Source organism: Devosia sp. J2-20 (assembly GCF_055808475.1).
The window spans coordinates 1,724,755-1,748,432 of record NZ_CM147870.1; the positions used below are offsets into that span (position 1 = coordinate 1,724,755).

Annotated in this window: 21 protein-coding genes and 1 pseudogene; 17 read left to right on the top strand and 5 right to left on the bottom strand. The window is 60.9% G+C overall.

Annotated features, from left to right (window positions below):
- Positions 1-85 precede the first annotated feature (85 nt).
- Positions 86-1,585, top strand: a complete 1,500-nt coding sequence (gatB, locus tag AC0L37_RS08460; protein ID WP_212657944.1) for an Asp-tRNA(Asn)/Glu-tRNA(Gln) amidotransferase subunit GatB — start codon at positions 86-88, stop codon at positions 1,583-1,585.
- Between the two features lie 55 nt (positions 1,586-1,640).
- On the opposite strand, the gene AC0L37_RS08465 is transcribed toward gatB, so the two are convergent.
- The 4 genes from AC0L37_RS08465 to purM all read right to left on the bottom strand — a co-directional run bounded on the left by AC0L37_RS08465 (position 1,641) and on the right by purM (position 4,562).
- Positions 1,641-1,850, bottom strand: coding sequence for a hypothetical protein (locus AC0L37_RS08465; protein ID WP_282221442.1), 210 nt, complete (start codon positions 1,848-1,850; stop codon positions 1,641-1,643).
- 49 nt (positions 1,851-1,899) lie between these two features.
- Positions 1,900-2,790, bottom strand: coding sequence for a DMT family transporter (locus AC0L37_RS08470; RefSeq protein WP_282221441.1), 891 nt, complete (start codon positions 2,788-2,790; stop codon positions 1,900-1,902).
- 108 nt (positions 2,791-2,898) lie between these two features.
- Positions 2,899-3,489 carry a phosphoribosylglycinamide formyltransferase gene (purN, locus tag AC0L37_RS08475; RefSeq protein WP_282221440.1) on the bottom strand — a complete coding sequence of 197 codons (591 nt, stop codon included), beginning with the start codon at positions 3,487-3,489 and terminating at the stop codon, positions 2,899-2,901.
- Positions 3,486-4,562, bottom strand: a complete 1,077-nt coding sequence (gene purM, locus AC0L37_RS08480) for a phosphoribosylformylglycinamidine cyclo-ligase (protein ID WP_282221439.1) — start codon at positions 4,560-4,562, stop codon at positions 3,486-3,488. Before purM ends, purN begins: the two co-directional genes overlap by 4 nt.
- Before the next feature lie 134 nt (positions 4,563-4,696).
- Between purM and AC0L37_RS08485 the strand changes: the two genes are divergently transcribed.
- From AC0L37_RS08485 to AC0L37_RS08505, 5 genes and pseudogenes are all read left to right on the top strand, one after another.
- Entirely contained in the window at positions 4,697-5,815 is a 1,119-nt protein-coding gene (locus tag AC0L37_RS08485; RefSeq protein ID WP_212657949.1) for an AI-2E family transporter, read from the top strand.
- Positions 5,793-6,539, top strand: coding sequence for a P-loop NTPase family protein (locus AC0L37_RS08490; protein WP_282221438.1), 747 nt, complete (start codon positions 5,793-5,795; stop codon positions 6,537-6,539). Before AC0L37_RS08485 ends, AC0L37_RS08490 begins: the two co-directional genes overlap by 23 nt.
- Entirely contained in the window at positions 6,532-8,697 is a 2,166-nt protein-coding gene (locus tag AC0L37_RS08495) for an RNA degradosome polyphosphate kinase (RefSeq protein WP_212657951.1), read from the top strand. Before AC0L37_RS08490 ends, AC0L37_RS08495 begins: the two co-directional genes overlap by 8 nt.
- 74 nt (positions 8,698-8,771) lie before the next feature.
- Positions 8,772-9,586 (top strand): annotated as a pseudogene (locus AC0L37_RS08500) (Ppx/GppA phosphatase family protein); the annotation flags it as partial.
- A gap of 48 nt (positions 9,587-9,634) precedes the next feature.
- Positions 9,635-10,234, top strand: coding sequence for a hypothetical protein (locus AC0L37_RS08505; RefSeq protein ID WP_473315384.1), 600 nt, complete (start codon positions 9,635-9,637; stop codon positions 10,232-10,234).
- A gap of 3 nt (positions 10,235-10,237) precedes the next feature.
- Here the strand turns inward: AC0L37_RS08505 and rnd are convergent, their stop codons facing one another.
- Entirely contained in the window at positions 10,238-11,416 is a 1,179-nt protein-coding gene (gene rnd, locus AC0L37_RS08510; protein WP_212657953.1) for a ribonuclease D, read from the bottom strand.
- 201 nt (positions 11,417-11,617) lie between these two features.
- Between rnd and aspS the strand changes: the two genes are divergently transcribed.
- The 11 genes from aspS to AC0L37_RS08565 all read left to right on the top strand — a co-directional run bounded on the left by aspS (position 11,618) and on the right by AC0L37_RS08565 (position 23,649).
- The gene (gene aspS, locus AC0L37_RS08515) at positions 11,618-13,414 is read left to right on the top strand and encodes an aspartate--tRNA ligase (RefSeq protein ID WP_282221436.1); all 1,797 of its coding nucleotides are present in this window, start codon (positions 11,618-11,620) and stop codon (positions 13,412-13,414) included.
- 160 nt (positions 13,415-13,574) lie between these two features.
- Complete coding sequence (locus AC0L37_RS08520) at positions 13,575-15,176, top strand: EAL domain-containing protein (protein WP_212657955.1); 1,602 nt, start codon at positions 13,575-13,577, stop codon at positions 15,174-15,176.
- Positions 15,177-15,304: 128 nt separating this feature from the next.
- Positions 15,305-17,590, top strand: a complete 2,286-nt coding sequence (locus AC0L37_RS08525; RefSeq protein WP_282221435.1) for an NADP-dependent malic enzyme — start codon at positions 15,305-15,307, stop codon at positions 17,588-17,590.
- Entirely contained in the window at positions 17,587-17,880 is a 294-nt protein-coding gene (locus tag AC0L37_RS08530; protein WP_282221434.1) for a Dabb family protein, read from the top strand. Before AC0L37_RS08525 ends, AC0L37_RS08530 begins: the two co-directional genes overlap by 4 nt.
- A gap of 112 nt (positions 17,881-17,992) precedes the next feature.
- Positions 17,993-18,157: a hypothetical protein gene (locus tag AC0L37_RS08535; protein ID WP_282221433.1), complete on the top strand. Its 165-nt coding sequence runs from the start codon at positions 17,993-17,995 to the stop codon at positions 18,155-18,157.
- A gap of 154 nt (positions 18,158-18,311) precedes the next feature.
- Positions 18,312-18,665, top strand: a complete 354-nt coding sequence (locus AC0L37_RS08540; RefSeq protein ID WP_282221432.1) for an FtsB family cell division protein — start codon at positions 18,312-18,314, stop codon at positions 18,663-18,665.
- Positions 18,666-18,780: 115 nt separating this feature from the next.
- A complete protein-coding gene (pdhA, locus tag AC0L37_RS08545) occupies positions 18,781-19,800 on the top strand; it encodes a pyruvate dehydrogenase (acetyl-transferring) E1 component subunit alpha (protein WP_473315146.1) in 1,020 nt (339 codons plus the stop codon).
- Between the two features lie 11 nt (positions 19,801-19,811).
- Complete coding sequence (locus tag AC0L37_RS08550) at positions 19,812-20,207, top strand: hypothetical protein (RefSeq protein ID WP_282221431.1); 396 nt, start codon at positions 19,812-19,814, stop codon at positions 20,205-20,207.
- 1 nt (position 20,208) lies between these two features.
- Positions 20,209-21,609 carry a pyruvate dehydrogenase complex E1 component subunit beta gene (locus tag AC0L37_RS08555; protein WP_282221430.1) on the top strand — a complete coding sequence of 467 codons (1,401 nt, stop codon included), beginning with the start codon at positions 20,209-20,211 and terminating at the stop codon, positions 21,607-21,609.
- Between the two features lie 11 nt (positions 21,610-21,620).
- A complete protein-coding gene (locus AC0L37_RS08560; protein ID WP_282221429.1) occupies positions 21,621-22,991 on the top strand; it encodes a pyruvate dehydrogenase complex dihydrolipoamide acetyltransferase in 1,371 nt (456 codons plus the stop codon).
- Between the two features lie 10 nt (positions 22,992-23,001).
- Entirely contained in the window at positions 23,002-23,649 is a 648-nt protein-coding gene (locus AC0L37_RS08565; RefSeq protein ID WP_269368477.1) for an SGNH/GDSL hydrolase family protein, read from the top strand.
- Positions 23,650-23,678: the final 29 nt, after the last annotated feature.

Below are 23,678 nucleotides of genomic sequence, written 5' to 3' on the forward strand. Positions count from 1 at the left end.
GCCAAAGGCGCTCAAACCATTGCATCAACACGGCTCAGGCTCTATGCGTTTGGCATCGTTTCGCCTTGCCTCGCAGGATGCTCAATTGACCCTCATCGACACGCGCACGCCCAATCCCAAGAGCTTCATTGCCGGTTCGACCGGTGACTGGGAAGTCATCATCGGTATGGAAGTGCACGCGCAGGTCACTTCCGAGAGCAAGCTGTTCTCCGGTTCGTCGACGGCCTTTGGCAATCCGGCAAACGCCAATGTCTCGTTTGTGGACGCGGGCATGCCGGGCATGTTGCCCACCATTAACATCGAATGCGTGCGTCAGGCCGTGCGTACCGGGTTGGGCCTGAAGGCCAAGATCAACAAGCGCAGCGTGTTTGACCGCAAGAACTATTTCTATCCCGACCAGCCGCCGGGTTACCAGATCTCGCAGTACAAGGATCCGATTGTCGGCGAGGGCGTGGTGGCGCTCGACATGAATGGCGATCAGGTCGAGATCGGTATCGAGCGCGTGCATCTGGAAACCGATGCGGGCAAGTTGCTGCATGACCAGCACCCCAATATGAGCTTTGTCGATCTCAATCGTGCCGGCGTGGCGCTGATGGAGATCGTCAGCAAGCCCGATTTGCGGTCGTCCGAGGAAGCCAAGGAATATCTGGCCAAGCTGCGCTCAATCTTGCGCTATCTGGGCACCTGCGACGGCAATATGGAGCAGGGCTCGATGCGCGCCGACGTCAATGTCTCGGTGCGCCGCCCGGGCGGTGAATTCGGCACGCGCTGCGAGATCAAGAATGTGAACTCGATCCGTTTTGCCGGCCAGGCCATCGAGTTCGAGGCGCGGCGCCAGATCGATATTCTTGAAGATGGCGGCACCATCGACCAGGAAACGCGGCTGTATGACCCCAAGGCGGGCGAGACGCGCTCAATGCGCTCCAAGGAAGATGCGCAGGACTATCGCTACTTCCCCGATCCTGACCTGCTGCCGCTTGAATTCGACGATGCGTTCGTGTCGGCGCTGGCCGATGGCCTTCCCGAGCTGCCAGACGAGAAAAAGGCGCGTTTCATCAGCGATTTCGGCGTGACGCCCTATGATGCGATGGTGCTGACGCTCGACCGCGAAACGGCGGATTACTTCGAGTCGGTTGTGGCCTTTGGTGGCGCCAAGCGCGATGGTAAGGCCGTAGCCAATATGCTCAATGCCGACGTCGCCGCGTTTGCCAACAGCCAGGGCCTGGCGATCTGGGAGACCCATTTGCAGCCCAGCCAGATTGCAGGGATTGTTGATCTGATGGCGGCAGGGACGATTTCGTCCAAGGGCGCCAAGGACCTGCTGCAGGTGATCATCGCCGAGGAGCCCGAGGGTGAGCCAGCCGAGATCGTCGAGCGTCGCGGCATGAAGCAGGTGACCGATATGGGCGCCATTGAAGCGATCGTGGATGAGATCATTGCCGCCAATCCCGAGCAGGTCGAAAAAGTCAAAGCCAAGCCGACCATGATTGGCTGGTTTGTCGGTCAGGCGATGAAGGCCTCGGGCGGCAAGGCGAACCCGCAGGCACTCAATGAGCTGATGAAGAACAAGCTCGGCATCGAATAGCGCCAGGCGCAGCAGATACGAAAGCGGCCAGTGGAAACACTGGCCGCTTTTTTTCTCAGGGATTGGGATCGTGGCCCGGTTCGGGCGGCAGCTCGGGCTGGATGGTGGGCTGCGGCTCCTCGACCGGCGAGGCCACGGGCAGCTCGCGCGGCTGCGGCGGTACCGGATCGACCGGCTGCGGCTGAGGCGGCTCGGGCTGCGGGGTGACCTCCGGGGTCGTGGTAGGATCGATATCGGGGGTCTGATCGGGGTCGGACTGGGTCATCAAGATGCTCCTTTGGACAAGGAACGTGTGATGGCCCGGCTTGTTCCGATCAAGTGGCGACGCGGCGCCAGAGTTTGCCGATGCGGCCATCGATCAGCAGCAGGCCGGTAAAGATGACGAACATGCCCAGAATCTGGATGGGCAGGACCGTTTCGCGCAGCACTGTCACGCCCAGAATTACCGCCGAGATGGGGGCGATGAAAGTGGTCGTGGCGAAATTGGTCGGGCCGACGCGCGGCAGGATGCGATACATGACCTGGAAGGTGAAGGCTGTCGACATCAGGCCGATGGCAATGGCCGCCAGCCAGGTTTCGGGGCGCACCATGACGGGCGTGCCCTCGGTGATGAAGGCGACCGGAATGGATACTGCAGCGGCGCCAGTGAGCGCGATGGAGGCCAGCGCCGTGGGTTCTATGGCCTTGAAGCTGCGGGTGATGTTGAGCGAGAGCGCGTAGCACAGCGTGGCCAGCAGGCAGGCGCCAATAGCCCACAGGCGCGAATCGCCGCCCGTGGAGAGGGCGGGCCAGGCCAGAATGAAGGCCCCGGCAAAGCCGACGGTGACGCCGGCCATCTTGATGCGTGAGGCCTTTTCGCCGCCGAGCCAGAAATGGCTGACGATGACGGTGACCAGCGGGGTCAGCGCATTGATGATGGCGGCAACACCACTGGCGAGATTGGCCTGGGCGAGCGGGAACAGGGCGAAGGGAATGGCGTAGGCCAAAATGCCCAGCCCACCCAGCTTGATCCAGAGCATGGGATCGCGGGGGATGGGCTTGCGCCGCAGCAGCAGGAAGACCCAGCAGCCAATGGCGCCAATGCCAACGCGGAACGAGGTGACCCAGATGGGGCCGATTTCGCGGATCAGCACCGCATTGAAGATGAACGAGCAGCCCCAGATGGCGCCGAGCATTATGATCAAGAACCAGTCACGGCGTTCCATTGCGGTCTCCTTCGCGGGGGCACGCTATGCCCGCAGGGAACAAAGGTCGAACCGATTTTGACGATACAGCCATCAATTTTGGTGATGGGTCCGCCGGGGCGGGATGGCTCAGGACAGCGCGGCGATCTGGCCGGAAGCGAGCAGCCGCAGCGCTTCGGGGTAAATGCGGTGCTCCTGGAACAGTACGCGCGCTGCAAGGCTGTCGGGGGTGTCACCGGGCAAAACGGGCACTTCGGCCTGCAGGATGGGCGCGCCTTCGTCGAGACCGGGGGTGACGAAGTGGACAGTGCAGCCATGGGTGGCGGCCCCATCGGCAAGGGCCCGTGCGTGGGTGTCCAGACCCTTATAGAGCGGCAGCAGCGAAGGGTGGATGTTGATCATCCGACCGGCCCAGTGATTGACGAAGTCCGCGCCCAGAATGCGCATGAACCCGGCCAGACAGACATAGTCGACGTCCCAGCTTTCCAGCGTCTGGGTCATGACGTCTTCGAACATGTCGCGGCTGGGAAATTTGCTCTGCGCCAGCGAGGCCGTGGCGATGCCGTGTTCGGCTGCGGTCACCAGACCTGGCGCGGCGGCGCGGTTGGACAGCACACCGACGATTTCGGCGGGGTAATCGGGGGCCTGAGCGGCGGCAATCAGGGCGGACATGTTGGAGCCGCGGCCCGAGATCAGAATGCCGACGCGCTTGCGGGTCACAGCGAGAGCGCACCTTCGAAGGTCACGGGCTCATCCGTGCGGTCGGTAAGCTTGCCAACCACCGCAGCGATTTCGCCAGCAGCGTTGAGATGGGCGACCAAATTGTCGGCATCGGCGGGGTCAACCGCCACCAGCATGCCGACGCCGCAATTGAAGGTGCGCAGCATTTCGTGCTGATCGACACCGCCGACCTTGCTGAGCCAGCCAAAGACCTTTGGCACGGTGATGGCGCTCAGGTCGACATGGGCGGCGAGATGGTCGGGCAGCACGCGGGGGATGTTGTCGATGAAGCCGCCGCCGGTGATGTGGGCCAGTGCCTTGATGCCCAGACCGGCCTTGAGGGCCGAGAGCAGGGACTTCACATAAATGCGGGTCGGGGTCAGCAAGCCTTCCGACAGCGGGGTGCCCGGTGCGAACGGCGCATCAGCGCTCCAGTCGAGGCCGGAAAGGTCGACGATCTTGCGGACCAGCGAATAGCCATTGGAATGGACGCCCGAGGAGGCGATGGCGACCAGCGTATCGCCAGCGGCAATGTCGGGGCGGGGCAGCAGGGTGCCACGCTCGGCGGCGCCAACGGCAAAGCCCGCCAGATCATAATCCTTGCCCGAATACATGCCAGGCATTTCAGCGGTTTCGCCGCCGATCAGCGCGCAGCCGGACAGGCGGCAGCCCTCGGCGATGCCCGAGACGATGGCGGTGCCCTGTTCGACGTCCAGCTTGCCGGTGGCGAAGTAGTCCAGGAAGAACAGCGGCTCTGCGCCCTGCACGATAATGTCGTTGACGCACATGGCCACCAGGTCCTGCCCGATGGTGGAATGGTTGCCCGTATCAATGGCGATCTTGAGCTTGGTGCCGACGCCGTCATTGGCTGCAACCAGCACCGGATCGGTGAAGCCGGCGGCCTTGAGATCGAACAAACCACCAAATCCACCGATCTCGCCGTCGGCGCCCGGGCGACGCGTGGAGCGTACCGCTGGCTTGATGGCTTCGACCAGTGCATTGCCGGCATCGATGTCGACGCCTGCCTGCTTGTAAGAAAGTCCGTTTGATGTCAGGTTTTGCTTGTCAGACATGGACTTCGGACCTCTATGGGGAAAGCGTGCGCAAAGCCGTCACCGGATGAGCAAGGCGGTTGCCAACTCCGGAGCCGGAAGTTAGACGGCCTGATAGCTTCTCCACCACAGCGACGCAAGGGCCGCACATCACCATGACCCTGAGAAATCAAGTCCTGATCTGGATTGCCTTCCTTGTTGTGCTGATCCTGCTGTTGTGGTTGTTCCGCGGGATCATGCTGCCATTTGTAGTTGGCGCGGCGCTGGCTTATCTGCTCAACCCGCTGGTCAATCAACTGCAGCGCTGGCATTTCAGCCGCGGCTGGGCCACGGCCGTCGTGCTGCTCAGCGTGATCACCATATTTGTCGGCCTGTTCTTCATGTTCGTGCCGCTGGTCGGCCAGCAGATCATTGGCCTGCTGCAGCGCCTGCCGGGCTATGTTTCGGATCTGCAGGGCCTGATTACCGAATGGTCGCCCTCGATCAATGAGTGGCTGGGTCCCGAGCGCGCTGCGCAGTTCCAGACCTCGATCAATGATCTGGCGCGCCAGGCGCTGGGCTTTATCGCGACGCTGCCAGCCGAGCTGGTCAATATCGGCTATACCGGCGCCGCCGTGATCGGCGTGACCATCCTGACCCCTGTGGTGGCGTTCTATCTGCTGCTGGAGTGGGAGGGCATGGTGCGTGGGCTTCAGGGCCTGCTGCCACGGGACCACAAGCCGGAGATCAATGGCATTCTGAGCGATATCGACAAGTCGATGGCCGGGGTGATCCGCGGACAGGGCGGTGTGTTGCTGATTGACGCGGTCTATTATGCGACGGCGCTGAGCCTGATCGGCCTGAATTTCGGGTTGGCCGTGGGGTTGATTAGCGGCTTGCTGAGTTTTGTGCCGTTCATGGGATTTGCCTTTGGCTTCTCGCTGTCGATCGGCATCGCCCTGGTGCAGTTCTGGCCCAATTACTGGATGGTAGTGGCCGTTGCGGCCATTTTCATGGTCTGGCAGTTCATCGAGGGCAACATCCTATATCCCAAGCTGGTTGGCTCGAGCATCAACATCAATCCGGTGTGGCTGATGTTTGCCTTGCTGGCCTTTGGCGCGCTGTTTGGCTTTGTTGGCCTGTTGCTGGCGGTGCCGTTGGCGGCAATTGTGGGTGTGCTGGTGCGCTATGGCGTGAGCAAGTACAAGGCCAGCAGCCTTTATCTGGGGCATAATGGCGGGCTGATCGTGCCCGAGCACAATGGTGACACCAATGACACCACCAGTGCTCCCTGAAGGCGCCGGAACGACCCGTCAGCTGGCCCTGGAGCTCGACCACACCCCAGCGCAAGGCGAAGCTGACTTTCTGGTCGGTGAAGGCAATAGTCTGGCCCATAGCCGCATCATGGCATTTCCCGAATGGTCCGAGCCGGTAACGCTGCTGGTGGGACCCGCCAAATCGGGCAAATCGCATCTGGCGCGTATCTTTGCCGACCGCAGCGGCGCGCGCGTGGCGGGAGTGGACGACCTGCAGGCCTTGGCGACCCAAGGCGGCCGCGATCCGCTGATCGTCGAGGATGTGGACCGGCTCGGTTATGACGAGGCGGGACTGTTTCACCTGCTCAACCAATCGCTGCGCGATGGGCGACCGATCCTGCTTACCGCGCGTGAAGAGGTTGCGCAGTGGCCGCTGGCGACCGATGATGTGCGCTCGCGGGCCCGGCGGGCCACGGCATTCACGCTGGAGATGACGGACGACATCCAATTGTCACAGATGTTCGTGAAGTTGTTCGGGGATCGCCAGATCAAGGTCGATCCCAAGATAATCGGCTATCTGGTGGCGCGCATGGAGCGTTCCGCCGAAGAAGCCGTGCTTCTTGCCGATCTGATGGATAGGCTCGCCTTGGCAAAGGGCAGCGCCATTACCCGCAGTATCGCCGCCGATGCACTCGATCGCCGCAGCGCCGAAAATGGCGAGATGCGCGATGAACAGGACTGGGATATCGAAGCCGATGAATGACATGAGCGAGTTTTCCGACACTGACGGTTCAGCGCCTGACAGCGAGGCGCTGCGCACGAGCCCGGCGCGGTTCGTCAATCGCGAGGTCAGCTGGCTGCAGTTCAACATGCGGGTGCTCGAAGAGGCGGGCAATGTGCATCACCCGTTGCTGGAGCGGCTGCGCTTTGTGTCGATATCGGCCAACAATCTCGATGAATTCTACATGGTGCGTGTGGCGGGGCTGAAGGGCCAGCTGCGGGCAGGGCTGTCCAAGCAGAGCGCCGATGGGCTGACGCCCGGCGAGCAGCTGGAGGAAATTGCCACGCTGGCGCAGCATCTGCAGCTGGAACAGCAGGATCACTGGCAGGAGCTGCGCGAGGAACTGTTCGCGCAAAATGTGGTGATTCACGAGCAGGATGATCTGACGCCTGATCAGGTGAGCTATCTCGAAAAGCTGTTCCGCGAAGAGATATTTCCCGTCCTGACCCCGATTGCCGTCGATCCGGCTCATCCGTTCCCGTTCATCCCCAATCTGGGTCTGGCGCTGGCGTTTGAACTCAAGCGACCCGATAGCGATCAGCCTTTGACCGCGCTGGTGCGTATTCCAGGCAATCTGGATCGCTTCATCAACCTGCCGGGCAGCCTGGTATCGGAGGGGCGCAGCGAGGTCGTGACCATCGACACGCTGGTCAAGCTTTTCTTCCACAAGATGTTCCCCGGCCATACCGTGGCCGGTTCGGGCGCCTTCCGGGTGATCCGCGACAGCGAAATCGAAATCGACGACGAGGCAGCCGATCTGGTGGTGGAATTTGAGAGCGCGCTGCGGCAGCGGCGGCGCGGTCAGGTGATCCGCATGGAGATCGAAAGCTCGACGCCCCGGGCCCTGAAACGACAGATTGGCGAGCAGCTCGGCGTCAAGGAAGTCGACGTGTTCGAGGTGCAGGGTTTTCTGGGACTGGCCGATGCGAGCAAGGTCTGCGATGTGGACCGGCCTGATCTGAAGTTCACGCCCTATCACGCGCGCTTTCCCGAGCGGATCCGCGACTATAATGGCGACAGTTTCGCCGCCATTCGCGCCAAGGACATTCTGGTGCACCACCCGTTCGAAAGCTTCGACGTGGTGGCGCAGTTCCTGATGCAGGCGGCGCGTGACCCCGATGTGGTGGCGATCAAGCAGACGCTGTATCGCACCTCGGCGGACAGCCCGATCATCAAGGCGTTGGTGCTGGCGGCTGAAGCGGGCAAGTCGGTGACCTGTCTTGTCGAGCTCAAGGCGCGGTTTGATGAAGAGGCCAATATTCGCTGGGCGCGCGATCTGGAGCGGGCCGGGGCACAGGTGGTGTTCGGCTTTATCGAGCTCAAGACCCACGCCAAGCTGAGCCAGGTAGTGCGGCGCGAAAAGGGCAAGCTGGTCAGCTATTGCCATATCGGCACCGGCAATTATCACCCGATCACCGCCAAGATTTATACCGATCTGAGCTATTTCACGATCGATCCGGCGATCACGCGGGACGTGGCACGGGTGTTCAATTTCATCACCGGTTATGCCCGGCCGACCGAGCTTGAGACCATTGCGGTGTCGCCGGTCAATCTGCGCCAGCAATTGCTCGACGATATCGATCACGAGATCGAGCTGGCCCGTGGCGGGCAGGCTGCCAGCATTCTGCTCAAGATGAACTCGCTGGTGGATCCGCAGATTATTGACGGGCTCTACAATGCCAGCCAGGCCGGGGTGAAGGTGGATCTGATCGTGCGCGGCATCTGCTGCCTGCGGCCGGGTATTCCGGGGTTCTCGGATAATATCCGGGTCAAATCGGTCGTGGGCCGGTTCCTTGAACACAGCCGCATCTATTGCTTTGGCAATGGTGAGCCGATGCCCAATCCGCGCGCCAAGGTCTATATTTCCTCAGCCGATCTGATGGGCCGCAATCTCGATGGCCGGGTCGAGGTGATGGTGCCGATTCTCAACAACACCGTGCATAAGCAAATCCTCGATCGAATTCTGGTTGCCTATCTGCGCGACAACCAGCAGAGCTGGGAAGTGCTGCCCGATGGCAGTTCGCATCGCGTGCGTGTGGGTGAGGGCGAAGAGCCGTTCAATGCGCATGACTACTTCATGACCAATCCTTCGCTGTCCGGACGCGGCAGTGCCGGCATGGTCGAGGCAGATGAGGACTAGGCTTGAACAAGTTCTGGGGCGTTGATGCCGACCCGACAGCACAAGGCCGGATCAAGGGCGCCAAGCCCGTGGCGGTGCTCGATATCGGCTCCAACTCAGTTCGTCTGGTCGTTTATGAGCGCCATGCACGCGCGCTGACGCCGCTTTACAACGAAAAATCCGCCTGCGCCCTGGGGCGCGGGGTTGGTCAGACGGGCCGACTGGCCGATGCCAATATGGCGCAGGCGCTGAACGCGATTAAGCGGTTTGCGCTGGTCAGCCGGATGATGCGGGTGGGCAAGGTGTTCATCCTGGCCACATCAGCGGTGCGTGATGCGGCCAACCGCGAAGAATTTGTCAGCACGGTCGAAGCGCTGATGGAAAGCGAAGTGCAGGTGCTCAGCGGCGAGCAGGAGGCCCACTACGCGGCGCTTGGCGCGGTAGCGGGCATTTCCAATTTTGCCGGTACGGTTGGTGATCTGGGCGGGGGAGCCTTGAGCTCTCCAACATCCTCAACGGCAATGATACCGATGGGCAGTCGTTCGAGCTGGGCGTGATCCGCCTGCAGGACGACAGCAATGGCTCGCCCAGCAAGGCGGCAAGCATTGTGCGGGAGCGGCTCAAGGATTCGGTGCTGTCCAAGGCCAGCAAGGGGACCTCGTTTGCGGCCATTGGTGGCACCTGGCGTGCGCTGGCCAAGTTGCATCAGATCGTGCGCAAATATCCGCTGCACATGGTGCAGCACTACGTGGTTTCGGCCGAGGAAATGCTGGAATTCTGCGGCGAGATTGTCGGCGCCAGCTCGCTCAAGGGCTATGAGGGGGCCGATCAGGTCAGCTCGTCGCGGCGCGAACTGGTGCCGTTCGGTGCCGCCGTGCTGGCCGAAGTGCTCAAGGCCGGCCAGTTCAAGGATGTGGTGTTTTCAGCGCTGGGTGTGCGTGAGGGCTATCTCTACGGCATGCTGGACAAGCGCGAGCAGGCGATTGATCCGCTGATCCAGGGGGCCGAGGAGCTTTCGGTACTGCGCTCGCGCTCGCCGGCCCATGCCAATGACCTGATCGAGTTCACCGGCCAGTTTCTGGCCGTAACCGGTGTGCAGGAAAGCAGCGAGGAAGCGCGGTTGCGCACAGTGGCGTGCCTGCTGGCTGATATTGGCTGGCGCGCGCATCCCGATTATCGCGGCTCGCAGAGCATTGATGCTGTGGCCTATGGCTCGCTGAGCGGTGTGGATCATCCCGGTCGGGCGTTCCTGGCCCAGATCATCGCCATTCGCTATGACGGCCCCAAGAGCAAGGCCGCGGCATCGCTGGTAAAGCTGGGCAGTGCCGAGCTGACGCAGCGGGCGCGGGTTATCGGAACGTTGTTCCGGGTCGCCTATCCGATGACGGCGGCCATGCCGGGCGTGTTGCCGCGCATCCGGTTCGAGCTGGATGATGATGCACTTTGGCTGGTGCTGCCGAGCGATCTCGCCTTTCTGGACGGCGAGCATCTGCAGAACCGGCTTGAAACCTTCGCTGGTGTGGCGGGCTTCAAGACAGCCAGGATCGTGGTGCGCTAGGGCCTATTCGGCGGCAGCGGATTGCTTGGGTTCTTTGACTTCGATCTCGACAATACCCTTGCGGGTTGCCACCAGACCGATGCGGCCGTGCTTGATGGCCAGCGCCTTTTCACCAAACAGCTTGCGGCGCCAGCCTTTGAGGGCGGGCACGTCGGCCTCGTCATCGAGGACCAGTGCGTCGATTTCGTCTGAGGTGGCAATGATGCGGGCGGCGACGCCATTCTGCTCGGCCACGGCCTTGAGCAGAACGCGCACCAGATCACCGACAGCACCCTTGGGCGAGGGGCCGCGATAGCGCTCGGGCATGCTGGGCAGCTCGGACTTGGGAATGTCCTCGACCTGCTTGAGCAGGGCCATGATGTCGCCAGCGGCCGAACTGCGGCCAAAACCGCGCGGCACCATGCGCAGGCGCTCAAAAGCATCGGGGGTAAGTGGGCGCTGCATGGCCAGTTCGAACAGCACATCGTCCTTGAGCACGCGGCTGCGCGGCTGATCGGTATCCTGTGCGCGCTGCTCGCGCCAGGCAGCCAGCTTTTTCAGCGCTGCCAGATCGCGGGGGCGGTTGATCTTCATCTTGAGGCGCACCCAGGCCTGTTCAGGCTGGACGACATAGGTGTCGATGCTGCGCAGGACGCCCATTTCATCTTCCACCCAGTCGCCGCGCCGTGTGGCTGCTACCTGCTTACGCAGTTCGCGATAGATGTCGCGCAAATGGGTGACGTCGGCGATGGCGTATAGGCGCTGCTTTTCCGAGAGCGGACGGGCCGACCAGTCGGTGAAGCGGCTGGATTTGTCGAGTTCGACACTGGTGATGGAGCGCACCAGATTGTCATAGGAGACACTGTCGCCAAATCCGCAGACGCTGGCCGCCACCTGGGTGTCGAAGATATTGGCAGGGACCTGACCCGTGGCCTTGACGAAAATCTCGACATCCTGCCGGGCGGCATGGAAAACCTTGGTCACATCGGGATTAGCCAGCAAATCATAAAACGGGCTGAGATCGAAATCCGGCGCGAGTGGATCAATCAGTACGGCCTCGTCATCGGTCGCGACCTGGATGAGACAGAGTTTTGGCCAGTAAGTGGTTTCCCGGAGGAACTCTGTATCTACCGTCACAAAATCGAACTTGGCAGCGCGCTCGCAAAAATCGGCGAGCACATCTGTTGATACTATGAGGTCCATACGAGCGTCCGTCTCAAATTCGTCACCAATGGTAGTAGCAGGTGCGACAGATGCACTCCATACCGGATTTGTTAAGTGGTTGACGCCACTTGGGTGGATGGGAGGCCAATCGCGCCGTCAGGACCCGTTCAACTTGACAATTGGGGGCTCCCATGCGCTTTTCCGCCCCAAGATTCCGGCCTTTTTGCAGAGCTTTTTCACATGACCTCACATCGCTACCGCTCGCACACCTGCGGGGCCCTGACTGCCAAGGATGCGGGCGAGACCGTCCGTTTGAGCGGCTGGGTCCATCGTATCCGCGACCATGGCGGATTGCTGTTCATCGACTTGCGCGACCATTACGGTCTCACCCAGTGCGTCATCGACCCCGATTCGCCGGCCTTTGCGGCTGCCGAGCAGGTGCGTTCGGAATGGGTCATCCGCATTGATGGCGAGGTCAAGCTGCGCGCCGATGCTGCAGTGAACCCAAACCTGCCCACTGGCACGATCGAGATCTTCATCCGCGAGATCGAAGTGCTCTCGGCTGCCAAGGAACTCCCGCTGCCGGTGTTTGGCGAGCAGGAATATCCTGAAGATGTGCGGCTGACCTATCGTTTCGTGGATTTGCGCCGCGAAAAGCTGCATGCCAATATCGTCAAGCGCACCAAGATCATCAGCGCCATGCGTAACCGCATGGGTGAAGCCGGGTTTGGCGAGTATTCGACGCCAATCCTGACGGCCTCATCGCCCGAAGGCGCCCGTGACTTCCTGGTGCCAAGCCGCATCCATCCGGGCAAGTTCTTCGCGCTGCCGCAGGCACCCCAGCAGTACAAGCAGTTGCTGATGGTGGCGGGCTTTGACCGCTACTTCCAGATTGCGCCGTGCTTCCGTGATGAAGATCCGCGCGCTGACCGCCTGCCAGGCGAGTTCTATCAGCTCGACATGGAAATGAGCTTCGTCACCCAGGAAGACGTCTGGGATACCATGACGCCGATCATGTCCGGCATCTTTGAAGAGTTTGCCAATGGCAAGCGCGTCACCAAGGACTGGCCGCGCATTCCCTATGATACCGCGATCCGCAAGTATGGTTCGGATAAGCCCGATCTGCGCAACCCGATCGAAATGCAGGCTGTTACCGAGCACTTCGCCGGTTCGGGCTTCAAGGTGTTCGCCGGTCAGATCGAAGCCGACGACAAGGTGGAAGTCTGGGCCATCCCGGCCAAGAACAAGGCTGGCAATGAGCCGATTGGGCGTGCGTTCTGCGATCGCATGAATGCCTGGGCCCAGGGCGAAGGTCAGCCTGGCCTTGGCTATATCTTCTTCAAGGACGGGCAGGGCAGTGGTCCGATCGCCAAGAATATCGGCGAAGAGCGCACCGCAGCCCTTAAGGCCGAGCTTGGGCTTGATGACGGCGATGCGGTGTTCTTCGTTTGCGGTCGCCCTGCCAAGTTCTACAAGTTTGCAGGCGACGCGCGCACCAAGGTCGGCACCGATCTCGATGTGATCGATACCGAACAGTTTGCGCTGTGCTGGATCGTGGACTTCCCATTCTACGAGTGGGACGAAGAGAACAAGCGCGTCGACTTCGCGCATAACCCGTTCTCGATGCCTCAGGGCGGCATTGACGCGCTGAACAACCAGGACCCGCTGACAATCAAGGCCTATCAGTATGATGCGGTCTGCAATGGCTACGAGATCGCCTCAGGGTCGATCCGTAACCAGCTGCCAGACACCATGGTCAAGGCGTTCGAGCTGACCGGCAAGAGCCGGGCCGAGGTCGAAGAGCAGTTTGGCGGGCTTTATCGGGCATTCCAGTATGGCGCACCGCCGCATGGTGGCGCGGCCTTTGGTGTGGACCGTGTGGTGATGCTGCTGTGTGGCGTGCAGAACCTGCGTGAGATCACGGCGTTCCCGATGAACCAGCAGGCCGAAGACCTGTTGATGGGCGCGCCAAGCGCGGCGCCAGCGTCGCAATTGCGCGAGTTGAGCATCCGGCTGAACGTGCAAGACAAGAAGTAGCGCTGGAGCCTATTGCCAGTCTGGGCGGTCGCTGTTCGCAGCGGCCGCCTTTTTGTTGGGTGCTGCAACAGAAGGTTTCCGGGAATTAACCAGCGTTAATGATCCGTTAAATGCTGGCGGTTACCGATGAGGGGTCACTTAGCCGGCTCGGATTCGCCAATTGAAATCTCGATACTCCCATATCCTGATGTTGCTGGGCGCCATTTTGGCGTTCCTGCCCATTGTGGCAGTGGATTATCTGCTGGACGCTTATGTGCGCGTTCGCGAAAGAGATAATGCGTTTCAATATGTTGGGACGATAACCTCACAAATTGCTGTCGGATCGCACGACGCCATCGCCTCGCTGCGGACGATTTTGGCGGACAGCCCCTCGCTGTGCACGCCGACGTTTGTTGCCAATGTGCAGGTGGCGATCGAAAACAGTCTCAATATGAAGCAGGTCTTGGTCGAGAATGCCGACGGCGTGCAGTATTGCGACGCGTTCGGGCGCAATGTTTCGTTCTCGCCACTCTCCAAGGCGCTGCCGGTCCCGGGCCGCACCGAGACCATTACGCTGGTCCAGTTCGGTGAAATGGACATGCCGGCGCTCAAGATCACCCAGTCGTTTGGTGAGTTGCGGCGGGTATCGGCGTTTGTGCCGCTCTTGGGCCAGACCAAGGGTTCGCTATCCGAGGGGATTGATGCAGGCGGGATGCTGCGGGTCTCGCTGACCGATGGCACCTCAATCATGACGATTGGCGATCCGACCGGGTTTGACCGGCGGACCGAGTCGACCGAGTTCATCTTTGCCCAAGGCTTTGCCGGGGAGATGCCGCTCAAGGTGGAATATGCCATGCCGTTCGCCATGGCGCGCGCGGGATATGCCGATCTCGATGTCAGCTTCACCATCGTGGCCTGCCTGATGAGCGCGGCATTTCTGATTCTGGCGCTGAACTATGTTCGACGCTCGCGGGTGCCAGCATTTGATCTGGAGCGCGCCATCGCGCGCGGTGAGATCAAGCCGTACTACCAGCCGGTGATCAATCTGCGAACCGGGGGGCTGGTTGGCTGCGAGGTGCTGTGTCGCTGGGAGAAGAAGAACGGCGAGATTGTGCCGCCCGGTGCCTTTATCGATTATGCCGAGGTAACGGGTCTGGCTATTCCCATGACGCTGTCGCTGATGCAGCAGGTCAAGTATGACCTGAGTGATCTGTGCACGCTGATGCCGGACATGAAGGTGGCGATCAATCTGTTTGAAGGCCACTTCCGTGACGACAGCATTGTTGCGGACGTGCAAGGAATATTCGGCAATTCGCCGGTCAATTTCCGCCAGCTGGTGTTTGAAATCACCGAGCGCCATCCGCTGGCCAATTCAGGTGTCGCCAATAGCGTGATCGCCGGTCTGCACGCGATGGGCTGCAAGCTGGCCATGGATGACGCCGGCACGGGCCATTCCAATCTGGCCTATCTGGGCACGCTGGGTATCGACGTGATCAAGATCGACCGGATCTTTGTCGACATGATCAAGCCCGGCACCACGCAGGTGCCCGTACTGGACGGTCTGATTGCCATGGCCAAGGATCTTGATTGCGAGATCGTGGCTGAAGGCGTGGAAACCGAAGCGCAGGCGCTATACCTGCGGGCGCGCGGCGTGGTGCAGGCCCAGGGTTTCATTTTTGCCCCGGCGCTGAAAAATTCGGCATTCAAGGAACTGGCCATGGCGCTGCATGCCAATATGGCCGAAACCACCCAGATTGAAGCGGTTGTCGCCAGCGCGGCGTAAAGCTGCGACCATAGTTGCAGGCATTGGCGGACTTAGCCCCTTTTCTTCGATGGCAATTGGTGGCACCAACACGGTCATGTACCGGTGCATTGGCTTGTCTTAAGTGAATGCTGAAGAGGAGATCTTAGGTGTCCACTGACGTCAACGAACAGCGGAAAGCCCTGCGCGACGCGGCGCTGCACTTCCATGAATTCCCCAAGCCCGGCAAGCTCGAGATCCAGCCAACCAAGCCGCTAGGCAACCAGCGCGATCTGGCGCTGGCCTATTCGCCTGGCGTGGCAGCGCCATGCGAAGAGATTGCTGCCAACCCCGACGCCGTGGCGCGCTATACCTCGCGACAGAATCTGGTGGCGGTGATTTCCAACGGTACGGCTGTTCTGGGACTGGGCAATATCGGTGCGCTGGCTTCCAAGCCAGTGATGGAAGGCAAGGCGGTTCTGTTCAAGAAGTTCGCCGGCATTGACGTGTTCGACCTGGAAATCGACGAGACCGATCCGCAGAAATTCATCGACGCCGTGGCGCCGCTCTGGCCGACCTTTGGCGGCATCAACCTGGAAGACATCCGCGCGCCCGATTGCTTTGAAATCGAAGAGACGCTGCGCGAGCGGATGCCGATCCCGGTGTTCCATGATGACCAGCACGGTACCGCGATCATCGTGGGTGCTGCTGTGCTCAACGGGCTGGAGCTCAAGGGCAAGAAGATCGAGGACGTCAAAATCTGCGCGTCCGGGGCAGGGGCTGCTGCCATTGCCTGCCTCAATGTGCTGGTGGCGCTCGGCGCCAAGTACGAAAACATCTGGGTCGCCGACAAGGACGGCCTGGTGACGCACAAGCGCAATGACATCAATGACAAGTGGCGGGGCCAGTTCCGCCGGGTCAGCGAGGCAACCAGCCTGGCCGAGGTGATCGAAGGCGCCGACGTGTTCCTGGGGCTGTCGGCCGCGGGTGCGCTCAAGCCCGAAATGCTGGCCAAGATGGCGCCCAAGCCACTGGTGCTGGCGCTGGCCAATCCGAACCCCGAAATCCTGCCAGATCTGGCCAAGGCCACACGGCCTGATGCCATGGTCTGCACGGGGCGGTCTGACTTCCCCAATCAGGTCAATAACGTGCTGTGCTTCCCCTTCATTTTCCGTGGGGCGCTCGATGTGGCTGCGACCACGATCAATGAGGAAATGAAGCTGGCGGCCGTACGGGCGATCGCCAAGCTGGCGCGCGAGCCCGGCCTGGAAGTATCTCCGTCGGGAGCGCCGGCGGTTTATGGTCCCGATCACATCATTCCCAATCCATTCGATCAGCGCCTGATTCTGCGCATTGCGCCGGCCGTGGCACGGGCTGCGATGGAAACGGGTGTGGCCAAGAACCCGATTACGGACTGGCCCGCCTATATGGATAGCCTGAACCGGTTCGTGTTCCGGTCGGGCTTGGTGATGAAGCCGATCATTGATCGCAGCCATGGCCAGAACAAGCGTATCGCCTTTGCTGATGGCGAGGACGAGCGCGTGCTGCGGGCTACCCAGGTTCTGCTCGAAGAGCGCATTGCCCGACCGATCCTGATTGGCCGTCCCTCGGTGATCGAGGCGCGTATCGAGCGGTTTGGTCTGGGCCTGAAGCCCGGTCAGGACTTTGAGGTGATCAACCCCGAGGACGATCCCCGCTATCGCGACTATGTCAGCCTGTTCCACTCGCTGGTGGGTCGGGACGGGGTGACGCCGGATACGGCGCGACAGGTGGTCCGCACCAATCCGACAGTGATCGGCGCGCTGGCCGTACGGCGCGGCGAGGCCGATGGGCTGATCTGCGGGCTGCAGGGCCGGTTCATTCGCCATGTCCGTGACATCCGCTCGGTGATCGGTCTGCAGGACGGCGTCAGTGATGTTTCGGCGCTATCAATGTTGATCATGCCGCGTGGCGCGTTCTTCCTGGCAGACACCTACGTCAATATTGATCCGTCACCTGATGAGATCGTGGGGGTGGCCTTGCAGGCGCGCAATCACCTCAAGCGCTTCAACATCGAAGCCAAGGTGGCGTTGCTGAGCTATTCGAACTTTGGTTCGCGTGATGGCGACAGCGCCTACAAAATGCGTGAGGTCTACAAGAAGCTCAAGGTGATCGCGCCCGAGATGATTGTGGAAGGCGAGATGCAGGGCGATCTGGCGCTGAACCAGGATCTGCGCGAGCGCTATGTGCCGGATTCGGTGCTGAGCGGCGAAGCCAATCTGTTGATCTTCCCCAATCTGGACGCTGCCAATCTGTCGATGACGCTGCTCAAGGAAATGAACAATGCACTGTCGGTCGGGCCGATCCTGATGGGGCCGAAATCGCCGGCGCATATTCTGGCGCCCTCGACCACCAGCCGCGGCATCGTCAACATGGCCGCCATTGCCGCGACCGAAGCGATGGGGTCTGACGCGTGATCCGGCACACGGTGGCGTTCACGCTCAAGCACGCCGCGGGATCGGCCGAGGAGGCCGCGTTTCTGGGTGACGCCAAGACTATTCTGGCGGCTATTCCCGGCGTGCAGAATTTCGAGCAGTTGCGTCAGATCAGCCCGAAGACCGATTTCGCCTTTGGTTTTGCGATGCGGTTTGCTGATGAGGCGGCCTATAACGCCTATAATGACCACCCCGATCACACTGCTTTCGTGCGCGATCGCTGGCTGGTTGAAGTCGAGCGTTTCATGGAACTCGACTACCTGTCGCTCTAACCTTCGAACGGGGAGGGATTTTCCCGACTTCTATTGCAGCGCCATTTTTGGTGTTTTGTCCGGGGAAGCACGTGATGCGTGTTTACAGACAAACAATATCAAGAGGTGCGTTGTGTTGGGAAAAATGTACGAGAGCCTTGTGGGTCGCGGGACCAATGCCGGTGCGGGCGTTGCCTGGCTGCGAGAGCGGCCATTTCTGGTGATCATGGTGCTGGCAGCCCTGTGCTGGCTGTTCGTAGCCGCCGTACTGGTGGGCGTATTCCCGTCGGGTCTGTAACGACTTGACTGCGCCGACTGCGTGCTGCGACGCATTTGTCGGTTCGCAACGGGGCGTTAAGCCCTTGTCGGGCAAAGTGGGAGCGTTCAATTCTGGTTCGCCCCTTATGTCCACCACTCGCCTCAAACGCCCTGCCATCTGGCGCCCACTTGCCTTGACCGTCGCGCTGCTGGGGTTTCAGGGTTATCTGGGCTTCTCGGCCATTGGCGGGCAGTTCGGTATTGAGAACCGTGCCGAGATCCTGCTCGATATCGATCAGCTCAAGGCGAAGTCCTCGGCGCTGCAGGCCGAAATCGATGATTACCGCCACCGCGCCACACTGATGGACCCGCGGCGCCTTGATCCCGACATCGTCACGGAAAGGGCACGTTCCCTGCTCAATATGGCGAATGTGGACGATATTATCGTCATGGTTGATCCGCGCAGCGGTAAACCCATTTCCAGTAAATTCCAAGAATTAGCCACAGACGAGTTAACAGCTATAATCGAAGCGGATTCAACGCTTTAGGCTTTTCTGTGGGTGATGCAAGAGCATTGCTTTTTCTCGCTCGCTTGCGTTAGGGTGCGCATCTGTGGCCAAACTGGCCGAAGCGGCAATTTCATTCCGATGCGGAGCGTTCTCTATGGCGCGTAAAGCTGTGGCTACCAAAGCCAAGACGCAATCCAATGTCCCCCAGTTCACGCCAGAGCAGGAGCTCGAAGCGTATCGCGAGATGCTGCTGATCCGGCGTTTTGAAGAGAAGGCCGGCCAGATGTATGGCATGGGCCTGATCGGTGGGTTCTGTCACCTCTATATCGGCCAGGAAGCTGTGGTCACCGGTATCACCATGGCCTCCGAAAAGGGCAAGGATGCTCAGATCACCGGCTATCGTGACCACGGACACATGCTGGTGATGGGTCTTGATCCCAAGGGTGTGATGGCTGAGCTGACCGGTCGCCAGGGCGGACTGTCGCGCGGCAAGGGCGGCTCGATGCACATGTTCTCCAATGAACATCGCTTTTATGGCGGTAACGGCATTGTGGGTGCGCAGGTTTCGCTGGGCACCGGGCTGGCCTTTGCGGCCAAGTACCGTGGCGACAATTCGGTGTCGCTGGCCTATTTCGGCGACGGCGCGGCCAATCAGGGCCAGGTCTATGAGAGCTTCAACATGGCCAAGCTGTGGAAGCTGCCGGTCGTGTTCATCATCGAAAACAACAAATATGCCATGGGCACATCGATCGAGCGCGCTGCGGCGGCGACCGATTTCTCCATGCGCGGCGCGTCGTTCGATATTCCGGGCGAGCAGGTGGACGGCATGGATGTGCGCATGGTGCATGATGCTGCCCAGCGCGCCATCGAATATGCCCGGTCGGGCAAGGGTCCGTACATTCTCGAGATGCTGACCTATCGCTATCGTGGTCACTCAATGTCCGATCCGGCGAAATATCGCACCAAGGACGAAGTGACCAAGTACCGGCAGGAACGCGATCCCATCGAGCAGGTGAAGGCTCGCCTGCTCGAATCGGGTGCGCAGACCGAAGAATCGCTCAAGGCGATCGAGGTCGAGATCCGGGCCATTGTGACCGAGGCTGCCGAGTTCGCGACCAATGATGCCGAGCCCGATCCCGCGGAACTGTGGACTGATATCACTATCAGCGCCTAAGGGACCAAAAGATGAGCGTGCTGCTTGGTGTCATTGCAGTCTTTGCCATTCTGTCACTATTGGTGGCGATCTGGCAGGCCGTGATGATGGTGCAGCAGGCGCCCGTGGGTGAGCGTTTGGGTTCATTCATGGTGCTGGGGTGGTGGAAGTTCGCTGCCGTGCAGGCCAAGGCTGGTCCGGCTGCGGCAAGCAATGTCGAGATCTACAAGCGTGCCGCCATCGCCTTTCTTGTTTTCATCGTGCTGGGTGTGATGCTCAGCGGATGGGCGGTCAATCAGGGTTCAGGAGCGCAGGCTTCCATCACGTCCCGGCTGATCAACGATCCGCGGATCAATCCCGCCGAATACGCCTTCAATACTGACCTTCGCCGTGTGGCCATGCCCGGCGTTCCTCTTTCGGAGAGCTGATATGCCTCAAATCCTGATGCCCGCGCTGTCGCCCACGATGGAAGAGGGAAAACTCTCCAAATGGCTGGTCAAGGTCGGTGATACCGTCGCGCCCGGCGATGTGCTGGCTGAGATCGAGACCGACAAGGCGACTATGGAAGTCGAGTCGGTCGATAGCGGCGTCGTCAAGGAATTGATGATCGAGGAAGGCACTGAAGGCGTAAAGGTCAATACACCGATCGCTCTGGTGCTCGGTGAAGGCGAAGAGGCCGGGGAAACAACGCCCAAGGTCGCTGAACAGACAGCGTCGGCTGATCCCAAGGCCGAGAGCGCCGCCAGCGAACAGGCCAGCGTGCCCGCTGAAGCCAAGGCGCCGGCTGCGGCCGAAGCCCCCAAGTTCGTGGCCCAAGATGATCCCGATTTGCCCGAAGGCGTCGAGATGGTCGAGATGACCGTGCGCCAGGCGCTGAACGAGGCGATGGCCGAAGAGCTGCGCCGCGACAAGGACGTGTTCGTGATGGGTGAGGAGGTCGCTGAATATCAGGGCGCCTACAAGATCACCCAGAACCTGCTGCAGGAATTCGGTCCTGAGCGCGTTATTGACACGCCGATTACCGAGCACGGCTTTGCCGGTCTGGCTGTTGGTGCGGCGTTTGCCGGTCTTAAGCCAATCGTTGAATTCATGACCTGGAACTTTGCCATGCAGGCAATCGACCAGATCATCAACTCGGCTGCCAAGCAGCTTTACATGTCGGGCGGTCAGGTGACCGCGCCCATGGTGTTCCGTGGTCCCAATGGTGTGGCATCGCGTGTTGGCGCGCAGCATAGCCAGGACTATTCGAGCTGGTATGCGCATGTGCCCGGTCTGACAGTGATCGCGCCCTATAGCGCGGCTGATGCCAAGGGCCTGCTCAAGGCGGCCATTCGCTCGCCCAATCCGGTGATCTTCCTCGAAAACGAGATTTTGTACGGTTCAACCGGACTGGTGCCCAAGGTCGATGACTTCGTATTGCCAATCGGCAAGGCGCGCATTGCCCGCAAGGGTGCCGATGTGACCATCGTATCGTTCTCCATGGGTATGCGTTATGCGACCCAGGCCACCGAGAAGCTGGTGGCGGCTGGTGTCGATGTCGAATTGATCGACCTGCGCACGCTGCGGCCGCTGGACAGTGATACGGTCATCGAGTCGGTCAAGAAGACCGGCCGTCTGGTGACGGTTGAAGAGGGCTGGCCACAGGGTGGCATCGGCGCCGAGCTGTCTGCGCGGGTGATGGAACAGGCGTTTGACTATCTGGATGCGCCCGTGATGCGCGTGACCGGCAAGGATGTGCCGATGCCCTATGCTGCCAACCTCGAAAAGCTGGCGCTGCCCAATGTCGATGAAGTCATCGCGGCGGTGAACGCCGTCACCTACCGTTCGTAAGGAGATTTGGGATGCCGATTGATATCACCATGCCGGCGCTCTCTCCCACGATGGAAGAGGGCAAGCTTGCCAAGTGGCACGTCAAGGAGGGCGACAGCGTCTCCTCGGGTGACGTGATCGCCGAAATTGAGACCGACAAGGCCACCATGGAAGTCGAGGCCGTCGATGAGGGTAAGATCGGCAAGATCATGGTTGCCGAAGGCACTGACAATGTGAAGGTCAATGCCGTGATTGCTGTGCTGTTGCAGGAAGGCGAAAGCGCCGACGACATGGCTGCTGCGCCCAAGGCCGAGGCTCCCAAGGCTGAAACGCCGAAAGCTGAAGCCCCCAAGGCGGCAGAACCTGCCAAGGATGCCGGCACGATCATGCGGGCAGATGCGGCTACCCAGACCGCGCCCACGGCCAAGGCCGACCCTGCGCCGGCTCCCGCCAAGCCGGCTGGTGGCAAGGTGTTCGCCTCGCCGCTGGCGCGCCGTCTGGCCAAGGAAGCGGGGATTGATGTTGCCGCCGTTTCCGGCACCGGTCCCAAAGGTCGCGTGGTCAAAACGGACGTGGAAGCGGCCAAGTCGGGCAAGACCCCGCTCAAGGCTGCCGCGTCCGCTGCTGGCGCTTCGGTTGGTGCGGCTGCACCTGCCGGTGGCATGAGCAAGGAACAGGTTATCGCGCTGTATGAAGAGGGCAGTTACGAACTGGTGCCCAATGATGGTATGCGCAAGGTCGTTGCTGCGCGCCTGACCGAATCCAAGCAGACCGTGCCGCACTTCTACCTGACGCTGGATTGCCGGATTGACGCGCTGCTCGACGCGCGGGCGCAGATCAATGCACAGGCGCCCAAGAGCAAGGAAGGCAAGCCTGCCTACAAGCTCTCGGTCAATGACTTCGTGATGAAGGCGTGGGCCGTCGCGCTGCAGCGCGTGCCGCTGGCCAATGCGACCTGGGCTGGCGACAGCATTTTGTATCACAAGCGCAGCGACGTTGCGGTTGCCGTGGCGGTGCCCGGTGGGCTGTTCACGCCCGTGGTCAAGAGCTGCGATACGCTCAGCCTGCGCGAGATTTCCGACAAGGTGAAAGACCTTGCAACGCGCGCGAAGTCCAAGAAGCTGGCGCCGCATGAATATCAGGGCGGGGCTTCCTCGGTGTCCAATCTGGGCATGTTCGGGATCACCAATTTTGCGGCAGTGATCAATCCGCCCCATGGTACGATCCTGGCCGTGGGCGTTGGCGAAGAACGCGTTTTCCCCGACAAGGGTGAGATCAAGATCGGCAACTTCATGACGGTGACGCTGAGCTGCGATCACCGCGCGGTTGACGGGGCTCTGGGCGCTGAACTGCTCGGCGTGTTCAAGGGGCTGATCGAAAACCCCGTCATGATGCTGGCCTAGGGGCAGGGACATGAAAACCATTCTGGCCTATGGCGACAGCCTGACTTTCGGGGCCAATCCGACTGGTGGTCCGCGGCACGCTTTTACGGATCGCTGGCCCAGCGCGCTTGAAGCCGGCCTTGCCGGCAAGGCGCGGGTGATCGCCGAAGGCCTTGGTGGTCGCACGACGGCGTCGGATGACTGGTACGCCAATGCGGACCGCAATGGCGCCCGCATTCTGCCCACGCTGCTGGAAAGCCACAGTCCGCTGGACCTGGTGATCATCATGCTGGGGACCAATGACCTCAAGCCTGCCATTTGCGGCTCGGCGCTAGAAGCCTCGTTTGGCATGCGCCGGCTGGTGCATGTTGTGCGTGGTCACTACGCGGGCAAGGGCGAAACGGCCCCCAAGATCATGCTGGTGGCGCCACCGCTGGTTTGCGAGAGCGAGAACGCCGACATGATGGGTCACTTCGGTGGCTATACGCACGGGCTCGAACAATCGAGCCAGTTTGCGGCCCATTATGCGCGGCGGGCCGAAGAGCTTGATACCGGCTTTTTTGACGCTTCGACGGTGGCCGTTGCCGATCCTGAAGACGGCGTTCATCTGGACGCAAAGAATACGCGGGCGATCGGCGAGGCCCTGGTGCCTGTCGTTACATCCATGTTGGGTCTCTGACCCGCTTCATCGACTATTCTGGAGGCCCA